Genomic DNA, 12,837 nt, shown 5'->3' on the forward strand with positions numbered 1-12,837 from the left:
GCGCAGGCGGCAAGACCTGCACGCATGCAGCACTTGCGGAGCGGCGCGATCTGCAAAACCAGCAACATCTGCCGCAGAAAATTTCCCGGCTGGTAGACACTTTCGGTCATCCCCGGGTCACGTCACGGATCGCAATTCGTCGCGGACATCCCTACATTGCCGGCATGAAGAAAATCGGATTCCTTTCGTTCGGGCACTGGACGCCCTCGCCGCAGTCGCAGGCCCGCTCGGCCGCGGATGTGCTGCTGCAATCCATCGACCTTGCGGTCGCGGCCGAAGAGCTCGGCGCGGACGGCGCGTATTTTCGCGTCCATCACTTCGCGCGCCAACTGGCCTCGCCGTTCCCGCTGCTGGCGGCCGTTGGCGCCAGGACCAGCCGGATCGAAATCGGCACCGCCGTGATCGACATGCGCTACGAAAATCCGCTCTACATGATCGAGGACGCCGGCGCGGCCGACCTGATCGCGAGGGGACGCCTGCAACTCGGCATCAGCCGCGGCTCACCCGAGCAGGTGATCGATGGCTGGCGCTATTTCGGCTATCAGCCGGGCGAGGGCGAAACCGATGCCGACATGGGCCGGCGTCATGCCGAGATCTTCCTCGACATGCTGCGCGGCCAGGGATTTGCGCAGCCCAATCCACGGCCGATGTTTCCCAATCCTCCCGGCCTGCTGCGGCTCGAACCACTCTCGGAAGGCCTGCGCGAGCGCATCTGGTGGGGCGCCGGCTCGAACGCCACCGCGGTGTGGGCGGCGAAGCTCGGGATGAACCTGCAAAGCTCGACGCTGAAGAACGACGAGACCGGAGAGGCTTTCCACGTCCAGCAGGCCGCCCAGATCCGGGCCTATCGTGCCGCCTGGAAGGAAGCCGGGCACACGCGCGAGCCGCGGGTCTCGGTGAGCCGCAGCATCTTCGCGCTGGTCGACGATCGCGACCGCGCCTATTTCGGCAACGGCCAGGAGGAAGACCAGATCGGCTTCATCGACGAGAGGACGCGCGCAATCTTCGGCCGCGGCTACGCCGCCGAGCCGGACAGGCTGATCGAGCAGCTCAAGACGGATGAGGCGATCGCAGAGGCCGATACCTTGCTTCTGACCGTCCCCAATCAGCTCGGCGTCGATTACAACGCGCATGTGATCGAGACGATCTTGACCCAGATCGCGCCCGCTTTGGGCTGGCGCTGAATCCATCGCGAACGTCAGCGATACTCGCCCGGCGCGCAGCCTCGTCACATCGAGCAGGACCGGGATAAGGACCCGCGCCGGCCGTCTTCTAGGGGGCTGTTGAGAGGGAACGGCCAGGCGCGGGCTTGAACCGACCGTTCTCGCCGGAGGTCGGTCGGCTCTATTCGACCAATGCCGGAACCCGCGACATCGTTCCGGCGGAACTTCGTTCTCAAACGCGGAGAACTACGGAAACATAACTGCGCGTTGTGAGAAGAACAGGTCGAGTACGGTGCGTTAGGCGCGCACGTTGCGTGAACAGATCGCCGTAATATCCCGGGATAATAACGAAAGGCCGTCTGCGGATCCACTGGGTCAGGAATCCCTGTCGCGATTGCGCCGGGTGAGGTCGAGCCGATCGACGCGCTCATCGATCCGCCGGTTCAGCTCCTCGTCTTCTCGCGTATTGCTGCCGCGACGGGCGCGAACCACCAATGCACAACATCCGAGCAAAACGATCGCGAAGAGCGCGTAGTACCACCATGCCATGCACTGATCTCAAATGAACGCTCGCGATACCGCCGGAAAGTCATCGTTCAGGCCGATGAGGACGCGCCGACCTTGGCGCATAATAAGGGTTCACCAGACAGGTCGCCGGCATGCCCACAGCGCTGGCCTGGCACTGATCTATCGACGTGAAGATGCAGTCCATGCGCTCGCCGACCAACTCACCGTAAACATGCATGCAGACGGGATAGCGCGGATCATACATTTGCGCGGATGCCGGCCTCGTCATCCAAAGCGCGCCCAGCGCAAGCAGCAGCGCTCCAAGCAACCTCACGTCACGTCTCCTGCTGTCGCCAAATACATTGCCGTGCCGACAAACTGTCCCGCGACATTTGCCTGAAGGCTGGAGCGGGCGAAGGGAATCGAACCCTCGTATGCAGCTTGGGAAGCTGCCGTTCTACCATTGAACTACGCCCGCGATCTCAATGCTTGAGGTCGCACCTCACGGGTGCGACCCGGCCGGACCATAGCCCGGGCGGAGGCAGCGGATCAAGCGCGCATTGGAGCCGATCGCCGCACCGCCCCCGCTAGTGGCCCATCCTCACGAGCACGTCATTGATGACAAAAGCCGCGGCGGCGGATGCGTCGCAGGTGCCGCTTCGTGCATAGATGCAGGCATCGGCGATGCCGACGCGGGCACAGCTTTGCCTTGAATAATCCGCCGGCAGATCACCGGCGGCCGCGGGCCGCGCGAGGATGCGGTTGAAGGTCGGCTTGGTCGCCTGCAACAGCGGCGGCAGGATCAGCTCGGCGAGCGGATCGGCGGGCTCCAGCGCATAGAGCGGTACTGGGCCGACCAATCGTTCCCGCCCTGGCAACAGCTGGAAACGAACATTGTAAAGTGCGAGGCCGCACAGCTGCGGATCGCTGCGCAGTTCGGCGGCGAGCCGCGCTGCGCCGACACCGCGCGTCCAGTAGTCCCGCATCCCCTCGCTAGCGCCGGCGAGCGTCACCGAGAGCAAGGCCCAGCCGCCGGTGACGATCGGCAATGCCCAGCGGCGCCACCCGGGCTTTGCGCGCAGCCATTGCACCCAATCGGCCGATCCCAGCGCCGCGACGATGATGAACAGTGCCACCGACAGGAAGACGAAGCGGTATTCCTTGTGGGCGATCAAGCTGTGGAAGACGAGGTTGACCAGCGCCACGGCCAGCAGCAGCGGCGCATGCCGCGCGCCGCGCCAGATCGCGGCGAGCGGCAACACGATCGCCGCCGACCACACGATCAGGAAGTTGGCGAGATAGGCCGAAGGGGGCGTCACGCCGAACTCGGTCGCGCGATCGTGCAGCAGGTTTTCCTTGATGTTGCCGATCAGCCAGGCGAACGGCACGGCGCCATGCGCAAGGTCGATCGCGGCGGTGAGCACCAGCGCGGCGAGACCGCCCGCGATCAGGGGAATCAGGTTTCGCCAACGCATCCAGCAGGCGCCGAGCGCAAGCGCGGCGATGGCCGGCGCGTACTGAAAGCGGCAGACAAAGGCAAAAGCGAGCAACGCGCCGCCGATCGCCAGATGCCGCTGCGACGGACGGCCGGTCACCAGCAGCGCCGCCGGCACGACTAGCGCCGTCGCCAACGGCTCGCCCAATGTGTGCGGCGAGAGCAGGATCAACTCGAACCAGACTGCCGCCGCGAACGCCGCGACGATGGCATGGGTTCGCGAAATCCGTGCACCAAAGAACCAGGCGCTGACCACGATCGACAGTGACGCAGATGCGGCGACCAGGCGCGGCACCAGGAAAGCGCCCTCGCCCCCGGCGCAATCAAGCCGCCCACCGCGACCGGCCCGGCCAGCAATGTCGGCAGGAACCAGCCGCGAATGCCTTCGCGCCACTCCCACGTCAAAATGCCGTCATGGCCGAGCATCCGCCACGCCGGCTCGAGATACTGAAAGATCTCGTCCGGATACATCACGTTGGGCCAGAGCGCGGCCGCAAGGCGCAGGACCAATGCCGGCAACAGCAATGCGAACAGCGGATGAAGACGCCCGGTCGATGTCCCGGCCACGGCTGTGCTGCCGCGCGCCCCATCCGCGCCGGTGCTGGTCATCGTTCCGCCGATCGTACCGTGGAGCAGCATGCTGACGACCAGATAGCGGGCAAAGCCTTTAAGATGCGTGACTGATAAATTGGCGAGGTCACACAGAAGGGGCCGCGACATGGTTAGCTAAACGTCAAGATTCCGGATGCGCGCGCCGGCGACAATGTTAGGATCGCGCGCGTGGGGGCTGGTGGCGTCATGGCGGGGCGTGGGTATACCATTTTCGACACGGCGATCGGCCGATGCGGCATCGCGTGGGGCGAGCTCGGCGTGGCTGGCGTGCAGCTTCCCGAGCTGCGCGAGATCGAGACCCGCAAGCGGCTATTCAAGCTTTATCCTGACGCGCGCGAGATGCGGCCTCCCGAGGAGGTCGCTGTCGCGATCGAGGGCATCGCCGCGACCTTGCGCGGCGGCATTGGGGACCTTGCCGGCGTTGCGCTCGACATGAGCGGCATCCCGGCCTTCAACGCGCGCGTCTACCAGTTTGTCCGGACCATTCCCCGCGGCGAAACCCGGACCTATGACGAGGTGGCGAGCGCCTTGCGCGCGTCCGGCGCGGTCTATTCGGTGGCACAGGCGCTCGGCCGCAATCCCTTCATGGTCATGGTGCCCTGCCACCGCGTGCTCGAGGCAGGCAATTATGCCGACCGGATCTCGCCGAACGGCGGCAGCATCTCGAAACGGCGGCTGCTCTCGATCGAGGGCGCCCAGCCGACCACCAGCAAGACCCTTTTTGATGTGCTGCTGCCCGTTGCACGACTCCGGCCGCAAGCTTAAATCCGGGGTATGGTCCGAACCACGCTGCTGCAGCGCGATCGCATCACGGTGAACGAGTTCCGCTGCACGGCGGAACCCGGCGACAAGCCGTTCGCCGAGCAGTTCGCCTCCCACTCGGTGTCCTATGTGCGCAGCGGCAGCTTCGGCTGCCATTGCCGCGGCCGCTTCCATGAGCTGGTGGCAGGCTCGATCCTGGTCGGCCATCCCGGCGACGAATACACCTGCACGCACGACCACGTGGTCGGCGACGAATGCCTGTCGTTCTTCCTCGACCCGGTGCTGGTCGAGACCATCGGCGACCGCGCGGCGGTCTGGCAGGTCGGGTCGGTGCCGCCGCTGCCGGAACTGATGGTGATCGGCGAGCTCGCGCAAACGGCGGCAGCTGGCAACAGCGACGTCGGTCTCGACGAGATCGGCCACCTCCTCACCAGCCGCCTTGTCGAGCTGGTGTCCGACCGCAAGACAAAGCCGCTCACCGCAGGCTTGCGCGATCGCCGCCGCGCCGTCGAGGCCGCGCTGTGGATCGACGCCAATTCACACCATCAGATCGACCTCGACGAGGCCGCCGAACAGGCCGGCTTGAGCACCTTCCATTTCCTGCGGCTGTTTTCCGCCGTGCTCGGCGTCACCCCGCATCAATATCTCGTGCGCTCGCGGCTGCGCCATGCGGCGCGGCGGCTCGCGGATGACGACAGCCCGGTCACCGACATCGCCTATGACGTCGGTTTCGGCGATCTGTCCAATTTCGTGCGCAGCTTCCACCGCGCCGCCGGTGCCTCGCCGCTCAAGTTCCGCCAGGCCTCGCGCGGCGACCGCAAGATTTTCCAAGAACGTCTCGCGCTGCAATAGCTAGGCTGCTCCCGTCCGCGCGTCTTTCGATGCGCTTAGCGACTGGAGATTCCTCATGTACGACCATATCGGATTGCGCGTTGCCGACCTCGACGCCAGCGTGCGCTTCTACACCGCAGTGCTGGCGCCACTCGGCTTCGTGCTCTGCTCGCGCGACGACAGCGGCGCCGGTTTCGGCCCGAAGGGCGAGCCCGCGCTCTGGCTGCATTTGCACAAGGGCAAGGCCCAAGGCGGCGCGCACGTTGCGTTCCGTGCCCCGAGCCATGACGCGATCAAGACATTCCATACCGAAGGCCTGAAGGCCGGCGGCAAGGACAACGGCGCGGCGGGCCATCGCAAGGATTACAGCCCGACCTATTACGCGGCGTTCCTGCTCGACCCCGACGGCAACAATGTCGAGGCGGTGTCGACCTAGCACACCACAGCTCCGCCGTCATTGCGAGTGGAGCGAAGCAATCCATCTTTCCGCCTGCTGCGGTGTGGATTGCTTCGTCGCTTCGCTCCTCGCAATGACGACACATCTGAAACCAACGAGGATTGAACAATGGCTTCCATTCACAAGGATATCCCGATCGACGCGCCGGCAGATCATGTCTGGGACGCGTTGCGCGATTTCGGCGCACTGCATACGCGGCTAGTGCCGGGCTTCGTGACTGACACGCAACTGGACGGCGACGTCCGCACCGTCAGCTTCTCCAACGGCACCGTGGCGCGCGAGACGCTGGTCGATTGCGACGACCAGCGAAAGCGGCTGGTCTATGCGATCAGCAGCGAGCGGTTGAAGCAGCATTCCGCCTCGGTGCAGGTGTTCGCCGAGGGCGACACGCGCTGCCGCGTGGTGTGGATCGCCGACGTGCTGCCGCACGAGGTCGCGCCATACATGGACGCGCAGATGGATCTCGGCGCGGCGGCGATGCAAGCCGCGATGGCCAAATCGGCCAGGGAGAAGAGCGCGGCGTGATCCGCTAGGTCATGCGACTGGCCGCGCATTTCGAACTATGACCGTCACCCTGAGGAGGTCGCGAAGCGACCGTCTCGAAGGGCGACAGTCCCGCTGTTTCTACGAGCGCACGCCGAAACACCTGGGCCGTCGATCCTTCGAGACGCCGCTTCGCGGCTCCTCAGGATGACGGATTTAATATCTACGACAGCGCCGGCTGCACTTCTGCGACCGGTGCCGACTTGCCCCAGCGCGTCAGGATCACGCTGAGGCAGGACAGCACGCCGAGCACGCCCATCGAGGCGGCGGCGAGTGCGAAGAAGTTCTGCGCGCTCGCCTCATGCGTCGACAGCCACCAGCCGCCGGTGCCGATGAAGATCAGCCGCGCTGTCTGCGCCAGCACCGGACCCAGCACCTTCGCGGCACCCTGCGAGGAGAAATACATCGACATCGCAAGGCCGATGAACGCGTACATCGGCGCGGCGGTCGAGAGATATTGATGGCTGGTCGCCCGCACGTGCGGATCATTGGTGAACAGATTGACCCAGAGGTCGGGGAAGACGGCGATGAAGCTGCCGACCACGCCGACCGCAAGGAACGACACCGTGCCCGCGGTCCAGGCGATGCGCCGGGCGCGCGCGACGCGCTCGGCGCCGACCGCCATGCCGATCATCGGCACCGAGGCGATGCCGACCGCGAAGGCGACGGAGGTCAGCATGAATTCGAGCCGCGCGCCGATGCCGTAGCCGGCGAGCACCGCGGTGCCGAACTGCGCCAGCATGTGGGTGAAGATCGAGATCGTCAGAACCGACTGCAACGGCGAGAAGCAGGACACCGCGCCGACCTTGAGGATGTCGATGAACATCGCCCATTGCACGCGCAGCCCCTTGAGTTTCGGCTTCACGCGGGCACGGCCCGAGAACAGATACCAGCCCATCACGCTGATGCTGATCGAATAGGCGATCAGCGACCCCGCGGCGACGCCGCGCATGCCGAATTGCGGCACCGGACCGAGACCGAGCCCGAGCGTGCCGCCGAGAATGATCTGCCACACCGCCGAGGACAGGATCATGGTCGACGGCAGCTTCATGTTGCCGGTGCCGCGCAGGATGCCGGCCATGGTGTTCATCAGCCAGGGCAGGATCGCGCCGCCGAAGAACACCTGCGAATAGGCGATCGCCTGCGCCAGCACATTGCCCCGGCCGCCGAGCAGTTCGAGCAGGCGCGGGCCGAAGATCAGCATGCCCAGCATGAACGTCAAACCAAAGGTCAGGCCGATCAGCAGCGCATGCATCGCCAGCGTCGAGGCACGCTCGATCTCGCCGGCACCGAGCGCACGCGCGATCGCGGATGCGACGCCGCCGCCCATCGCGCCGCCGGACATCGTCATGGTCAGGATCACGCAGGGAAACACCAGCGCCATCGCCGCGAGCGACTCGACGCCGAGCCGGCCGATATACGAAGTCTCCGCGATCACGACGCAGGTGCCGGCGGAGAGCGCGATCACGTTCGGCCACGCCAGCCATAGCAGCGTGCGCAGGATCGGCCCGTCGAGCAGCGCATTGCGCGCCGGCTTGGTCACCGGCGGCGGCAGCGGCCGCTCTTGTTCGTCGACAGGAATTTCGGCGAGGCCGAGATCGGACATTTCTACTCCCACGCGCGATCTGGGGAGCCGCGCCATGGTGTTTCCCTACCATGGCGGCGGCGGAATCCACGTGCGCGGGGCGCAAGGGGGGCCTGCGCGATTGCAGGTGAACCCGGATGAACCTTGGGGCTAGCCGATCGACCAGACGAACGGCGCGCCGGCGGCGCGGTTCGGCTTCAGATGCACCGGAATATGCCGCCCGCAGCCGGCGGCCAGCCCTTCGAACAGGCCTGTCAATACGCTGGCGCAGGCCGGATGATAGTCGGCCACGTCGGCCATCAGCTTCCAGCCCTGCTGGCGGATTTCGAACTGGCCCTCGGATTCGGTGATGTCAGCAATATCGTCCTGCGACTCGAAGAGAGTGCGCAGGAATGCGGCAAATTCCGTGGCACGGCCACGGCGGCCGCCGAGCGCCTGCGCGACCTCGTCGTAATACTGCATGCCGATCAGTCTGCCGGTGAGATGCAGCAGATAGCTCGCATCCTCCGGGCCGAACACCTGCACGATGACCGGCGCGGCCGTCTTCACATATTCCATCGCGTAGTTGCGATAGGCCTTTTCCAGCCGCGGCTTCGGCCAGCTGTCGACCGGCAGCGCCGGCGCGGTGTTGGGATCGAATAGCGGCGCCTCGATATGGCGCGCGAACACCAGGCGCTGGTCGAGCTCGAGCGGATGATCGTACTCGCAGTAATAGCCTTCGAGGCCGTCTTGGCCGTCGACACTCTGCTTGGTGCAGACGAAGCCGAGCCGCAAGTCCCCGAGCGCGACGCCGTTGTTGGCGTGCCAGCCGCGCAGCATCGCGCGCGAAACCTCGCCGGGCACGCCGCAGATCGCCGTGCCCTTCCAGATCCAGCGCGGCGGCGGATAGCGGATCCAGGCCTTGCGGTCGGTCTCATACATGTATTCGACATGCACGCCGCCGATCCAGTTGGAGAGGTAATGATATTGCGCGGCCGCGACCGCCGGCGGCAGGCTGTCGAGGCCGAGCTTCTTCAAGCCGGGCAGGAAGCGCTCCTGCTGCTGGCGACGAAACACGCGGAAGACGAACTCGGCGGCATCAGCCGTGCCGCGCCGCGTGACGACGGTGAGGATCAGCCCGGTGAAGAAGGCGTGATAGAGATCGGCGACGCTGCGCCACTTCCGCCATTGCGTTTCGCGCGCGTCCTGCTCTCCGGTCATGTCTGCTCCCGCTGTTCTTGTTGGCGAGATAAAGCCTCGCGCGCGCAATCGTAGCCCGGATGCAGCGAAGCGCAATCCGGGGCGGCTCAATGCGCGTATGCAGCGCCCCGGATTTCGCTAGCGCTTCATCCGGGCTACGGAATTACACGCGCGCGAAACGGAATTACACGCGAAAATGCTTGGAGAGCTTCAGGCCCTGCGCCTGATAGTTCGAGCCGATGCGCTGGCCGTACAGCGCGTCGGGGCGCTCGAGCATCCGCTCATAGACGAGGCGGCCGACGATCTGGCCATGCTCGAGGATGAACGGCACCTCGCGCGAGCGCACCTCCAGCACGGCGCGCGCCCCCTTTCCGCCGGCGCCGGCATAGCCGAAGCCGGGATCGAAGAAGCCGGCATAATGGACGCGGAATTCGCCGACCAGCGGATCGAACGGCACCATCTCCGCGGCGTAGTCCGGCGGCACCTGCACCGCCTCTTTCGACGCCAGGATGTAGAACTCGCCGGGATCGAGGATGAGACTGCCGTCGGGCCGGGCCTTGATCGGCTCCCAGAAGTCGTCGACAGCATAGCCGCCGCGGCGATCGACATCGACCACGCCGGTATGGCGCTTGGCGCGATAGCCGACGAAGCCGCCCGAGCTCTCGCCGGAGAGATCGACCGAGAGCGCGACGCCATGGGTGAGATCGGCATTGGCGGCGTCGACCAGCCGCTCGGCGGCATGCAGCGCATCGAGCTCGTCGGCGGTCAGCGTCGCCTCGCCGATCCGGAAGCGGACCTGGCTGAGCCGCGAACCCTCGCGCAGCAGCACGGGAAACGTCTTCGGGCTGATCTCGGCGTAGAGCGGCCCGTGATAGCCGGCGCCGATCATGTCGAAGCGGCGGGTGCCGTCGGCGATCACGCGGGTGAAGACGTCGAGCCGTCCGGTCGAGCTCTTCGGGTTGGCCGCGGCCACGATCTCCGGCGGCAGCGCCAGGCTCTCCAGCAGCGGCACGATGTAGACGCAGTTGGTCTCCAGCACCGCGCCGTCGGACAGATCGATCTCGTGCAGCTTCAGCTCGTCGATCCGCTCGGCGACGGTGGCATCGGGCCCCGGCAGGAAGCTGGCGCGGACGCGGTAGGCAATGTCGCCGAGGCGGAGATCGAGGCTGGCCGGCTGGATCTGGCTCTCGACGAAGTCATAGGCGGGCAGAATGAGGCCGGCCTCCGCCATCTCCGCGATCATGCGGTCGGGCAGGATTCCGTTGGATTCATCTTCCAGCGTGAACGACACGATGCGGTCCCTCGGCGATCCCTCGAGATGGCCCAAAAATCATACTCCAGGCGGCCATCAAGCCCCAAAATATGGGCTTTTACGGGTTATCCGATGACCGTCTTGACGGAAAGGGCGCGAGGGAATATCAGCTGCACTTATCCCGTGGTGATTTGAGCCGGCCGGCTTGCAGCCACGTTAAATAAGTCGCTAAACAGGCCGGGGACAGTGTGATCCCGGCTTGTGGAGGTTGCTCCAGGCCGGTTTTTTTGTGGCCATTCTCCAGGGGAAATGGCCACCTCGGAGGTCACATGTCTGAATCTGAAACCACGGCCCGCTTTCGTCCCGAAACCCGTCTCGTCCATGGCGGTACGCTGCGCTCGCAATTCGGGGAGACGTCGGAAGGGCTGTTTCTCACCCAGGGCTACGTCTACGACACCGCCGAGCAATGCGAGGCGCGCTTCAAGGGCCAGGACCCCGGCTTCATCTATTCGCGCTATTCCAACCCGACCATTGCGATGTTCGAGCGCCGCATGATCGAGCTCGAGGGCGCGGAAGCCGCGCGCTCGACCGCGACCGGCATGGCCGCGGTGACCACCGCGATCCTCGCCCCGCTGAAGGCCGGCGATCATGTGGTGGCCTCGAAGGCCCTGTTCGGCTCCTGCCTCTACGTGGTGCAGGACCTGTTGCCGCGCTACGGCATCGAGACGACGCTGGTCGACGGCCTCGATCTCGACCAGTGGCAGCGCGCATTGCGGCCGAACACCAAGACCTTCTTCCTGGAGAGCCCGACCAATCCGACGCTCGACGTGCTCGACATCGGCGCGATCGCAGAGATCGCGCATAGCGGCGGCGCCCGGCTGATCGTCGACAACGTGTTCGCGACGCCGATCTGGCAGAGCCCGCTGTCGCTCGGCGCCGACGTCGTGGTCTATTCCGCGACCAAGCATATCGACGGCCAGGGCCGCTGCCTCGGCGGCGTCATCCTGTCGTCGGAGGCCTTCATCGCCGAGCACATCCATAATTTCATGCGCCAGACCGGGCCGTCGCTGTCGCCGTTCAACGCCTGGGTGCTGCTGAAGGGGCTGGAGACGCTCGGCGTCCGCGTCCGCGCCCAGACCGAGAACGCGGCGAAGATCGCCGAGGCGCTGGCCAAGCATCCGAAGATCACGCGGCTGGTCTATCCCGGCCGTCCCGATCATCCGCAGGCCGCGACGGTGAAGAAGCAGATGGGCGCCGGCTCGACGCTGGTCGGCTTCGAGGTGAAGGACGGCAAGGCCGGCGCCTTCCGCTGTCTCAACGCCCTGAAGATCTCGCGCATCTCCAACAATCTCGGCGACGCCAAGAGCCTCGTCACGCATCCCGCGACCACGACGCATCAGCGCCTGGCACCCGAGGCCCGCGCCGAGCTCGGCATCAGCGAAGGTTTCATTCGCTTCTCGGCCGGGCTCGAGCATCCCGACGACCTGATCGAGGATTTTGAGCGCGCGCTGGAGCAGGTTTGAAGCAACGCGTCATGGCCGGGCTTGCCCGGCCATGACGGCTTCTCTTGAAGATTAAGTCGCAGCCGTCGTGACGCCGCCGTCGACCACGATGGTCTGGCCGGTCATGAAGGTCGAGGCATCGGAGGCGAGATAGGCCACGGCGCCGGCGATCTCGTCGGGCTCGCCGATGCGGCGGAGCGGCGTCGACGCCGTGCGGCGCTTCAGATTGTCCGGGTCCTCCCACAGCGCGCGGGCGAAATCGGTCTTCACCAGGCCCGGCGCCACGCAATTGACGCGCACGCCCTTCGGGCCCCACTCGCCGGCAAGGCTGCGGCACAGCGCGAAGTCGGCGGCCTTGGAGATGCCGTAGGCGCCGATCACCGTAGAACCCCGAAGTCCGCCGATCGAGGAGATGATCACGACCGAGCCCTTGCCGCGCTCTGCCATCTGCGGGATCGCCAGTGCGGACAGCCAGATGTTGCTCTTGACGTTGGAGCCCATGATCTTGTCGAAGGCCTCGTCGGTGATGTCGAGCAGCGGGCCGTAATAGGGATTGACCGCGGCGTTGCAGACCAGGATGTCGATCTTGCCGTAATGCTTGATCGTCCCCGAGACCAGCGCCTCGACCTCGTTGCGGCGCGCGATGTTGCAGGGGATGACGAGCGCATCGCCGCCCGCGTTCTTGATGCCGTCGGCGACTTCCTGGCAGGCATCCGCCTTGCGCGAGGAGATCACGACCTTGGCGCCGAGTCTTGCCAGAAGCTCCGCCGAGGAGCGGCCGATGCCGCGGCTCGAGCCGGTGATGACCGCGACCTGGCCGGTGAGATCGAACGGGGTGTTTTTCATTGTTGTTTCCCTGTTATTTGCACGTCATTCCGGGGCGCGACGCAGTCGCGAACCCGGAATCCAGAGGTTACGGCGCCAGATTCCGGGTTCTCGCTTCGCGAGC

At 65.7% G+C, this 12,837-nt stretch carries 14 protein-coding genes, 1 tRNA gene and 1 riboswitch; of the genes, 6 read left to right on the top strand and 9 right to left on the bottom strand.

Translation table 11 applies throughout. From position 1 onward, the window contains the following. Positions 1–164 precede the first annotated feature (164 nt). Complete coding sequence (locus tag J2R76_RS24420) at positions 165–1,184, top strand: LLM class flavin-dependent oxidoreductase (RefSeq protein WP_057016030.1); 1,020 nt, start codon at positions 165–167, stop codon at positions 1,182–1,184. A gap of 354 nt (positions 1,185–1,538) precedes the next feature. Here J2R76_RS24420 and J2R76_RS24425 read toward each other — a convergent pair whose 3' ends face one another. From J2R76_RS24425 to J2R76_RS24445, 5 genes are all read right to left on the bottom strand, one after another. Then, positions 1,539–1,712, bottom strand: a complete 174-nt coding sequence (locus J2R76_RS24425; RefSeq protein WP_168857621.1) for a hypothetical protein — start codon at positions 1,710–1,712, stop codon at positions 1,539–1,541. 40 nt (positions 1,713–1,752) lie between these two features. Then, a complete protein-coding gene (locus tag J2R76_RS24430; RefSeq protein ID WP_076832446.1) occupies positions 1,753–2,004 on the bottom strand; it encodes a DUF3551 domain-containing protein in 252 nt (83 codons plus the stop codon). 70 nt (positions 2,005–2,074) lie between these two features. After that, positions 2,075–2,148: transfer RNA gene (locus tag J2R76_RS24435), tRNA-Gly, on the bottom strand. A 109-nt stretch (positions 2,149–2,257) separates the two neighbouring features. Further along, positions 2,258–3,451 carry a 4-amino-4-deoxy-L-arabinose transferase gene (locus tag J2R76_RS24440; protein ID WP_253626087.1) on the bottom strand — a complete coding sequence of 398 codons (1,194 nt, stop codon included), beginning with the start codon at positions 3,449–3,451 and terminating at the stop codon, positions 2,258–2,260. Further along, positions 3,334–3,885: a hypothetical protein gene (locus J2R76_RS24445; protein ID WP_253625097.1), complete on the bottom strand. Its 552-nt coding sequence runs from the start codon at positions 3,883–3,885 to the stop codon at positions 3,334–3,336. Before J2R76_RS24445 ends, J2R76_RS24440 begins: the two co-directional genes overlap by 118 nt. 78 nt (positions 3,886–3,963) lie before the next feature. Between J2R76_RS24445 and J2R76_RS24450 the strand changes: the two genes are divergently transcribed. From J2R76_RS24450 to J2R76_RS24465, 4 genes are all read left to right on the top strand, one after another. Then, entirely contained in the window at positions 3,964–4,542 is a 579-nt protein-coding gene (locus tag J2R76_RS24450) for a methylated-DNA--[protein]-cysteine S-methyltransferase (RefSeq protein ID WP_253604845.1), read from the top strand. Positions 4,543–4,551: 9 nt separating this feature from the next. Then, positions 4,552–5,391: an AraC family transcriptional regulator gene (locus tag J2R76_RS24455; protein WP_076832452.1), complete on the top strand. Its 840-nt coding sequence runs from the start codon at positions 4,552–4,554 to the stop codon at positions 5,389–5,391. A gap of 55 nt (positions 5,392–5,446) precedes the next feature. Beyond that, a complete protein-coding gene (locus J2R76_RS24460) occupies positions 5,447–5,806 on the top strand; it encodes a VOC family protein (protein ID WP_016843721.1) in 360 nt (119 codons plus the stop codon). A 129-nt stretch (positions 5,807–5,935) separates the two neighbouring features. Then, entirely contained in the window at positions 5,936–6,352 is a 417-nt protein-coding gene (locus J2R76_RS24465; RefSeq protein WP_076832454.1) for an SRPBCC family protein, read from the top strand. Between the two features lie 181 nt (positions 6,353–6,533). Here the strand turns inward: J2R76_RS24465 and J2R76_RS24470 are convergent, their stop codons facing one another. The 3 genes from J2R76_RS24470 to J2R76_RS24480 all read right to left on the bottom strand — a co-directional run bounded on the left by J2R76_RS24470 (position 6,534) and on the right by J2R76_RS24480 (position 10,425). Beyond that, complete coding sequence (locus J2R76_RS24470) at positions 6,534–7,976, bottom strand: MATE family efflux transporter (RefSeq protein WP_057016023.1); 1,443 nt, start codon at positions 7,974–7,976, stop codon at positions 6,534–6,536. Between the two features lie 129 nt (positions 7,977–8,105). Continuing rightward, positions 8,106–9,155 carry a hypothetical protein gene (locus J2R76_RS24475; RefSeq protein WP_057016022.1) on the bottom strand — a complete coding sequence of 350 codons (1,050 nt, stop codon included), beginning with the start codon at positions 9,153–9,155 and terminating at the stop codon, positions 8,106–8,108. A 163-nt stretch (positions 9,156–9,318) separates the two neighbouring features. Further along, on the bottom strand, positions 9,319–10,425 hold the full coding sequence (locus J2R76_RS24480; protein ID WP_057016021.1) for a 2'-deoxycytidine 5'-triphosphate deaminase: 1,107 nt from the start codon (positions 10,423–10,425) through the stop codon (positions 9,319–9,321). 134 nt (positions 10,426–10,559) lie between these two features. Beyond that, a riboswitch (SAM riboswitch) is annotated at positions 10,560–10,639 on the top strand. Positions 10,640–10,715: 76 nt separating this feature from the next. Here J2R76_RS24480 and J2R76_RS24485 point away from each other — a divergent pair. Beyond that, entirely contained in the window at positions 10,716–11,909 is a 1,194-nt protein-coding gene (locus J2R76_RS24485; RefSeq protein ID WP_253625098.1) for an O-succinylhomoserine sulfhydrylase, read from the top strand. A gap of 51 nt (positions 11,910–11,960) precedes the next feature. Here the strand turns inward: J2R76_RS24485 and J2R76_RS24490 are convergent, their stop codons facing one another. Continuing rightward, on the bottom strand, positions 11,961–12,734 hold the full coding sequence (locus J2R76_RS24490; RefSeq protein WP_253625099.1) for an SDR family NAD(P)-dependent oxidoreductase: 774 nt from the start codon (positions 12,732–12,734) through the stop codon (positions 11,961–11,963). Positions 12,735–12,837 lie beyond the last annotated feature (103 nt).

It is taken from the genome of Bradyrhizobium sp. USDA 4532 (genome assembly GCF_024171315.1).
Lineage (GTDB): Bacteria > Pseudomonadota > Alphaproteobacteria > Rhizobiales > Xanthobacteraceae > Bradyrhizobium > Bradyrhizobium australafricanum.

Coding starts and splice junctions, on each gene's coding strand:
- J2R76_RS24420 (WP_057016030.1), top strand. CDS start 165: ATGAAGAAAATCGGATTCCTTTCGTTCGGGCACTGGACGCCCTCGCCG.
- J2R76_RS24425 (WP_168857621.1), bottom strand. CDS start 1,712: ATGGCATGGTGGTACTACGCGCTCTTCGCGATCGTTTTGCTCGGATGT.
- J2R76_RS24445 (WP_253625097.1), bottom strand. CDS start 3,885: ATGTCGCGGCCCCTTCTGTGTGACCTCGCCAATTTATCAGTCACGCAT.
- J2R76_RS24450 (WP_253604845.1), top strand. CDS start 3,964: ATGGCGGGGCGTGGGTATACCATTTTCGACACGGCGATCGGCCGATGC.
- J2R76_RS24455 (WP_076832452.1), top strand. CDS start 4,552: ATGGTCCGAACCACGCTGCTGCAGCGCGATCGCATCACGGTGAACGAG.
- J2R76_RS24460 (WP_016843721.1), top strand. CDS start 5,447: ATGTACGACCATATCGGATTGCGCGTTGCCGACCTCGACGCCAGCGTG.
- J2R76_RS24465 (WP_076832454.1), top strand. CDS start 5,936: ATGGCTTCCATTCACAAGGATATCCCGATCGACGCGCCGGCAGATCAT.
- J2R76_RS24470 (WP_057016023.1), bottom strand. CDS start 7,976: ATGTCCGATCTCGGCCTCGCCGAAATTCCTGTCGACGAACAAGAGCGG.
- J2R76_RS24475 (WP_057016022.1), bottom strand. CDS start 9,155: ATGACCGGAGAGCAGGACGCGCGCGAAACGCAATGGCGGAAGTGGCGC.
- J2R76_RS24485 (WP_253625098.1), top strand. CDS start 10,716: ATGTCTGAATCTGAAACCACGGCCCGCTTTCGTCCCGAAACCCGTCTC.
- J2R76_RS24490 (WP_253625099.1), bottom strand. CDS start 12,734: ATGAAAAACACCCCGTTCGATCTCACCGGCCAGGTCGCGGTCATCACC.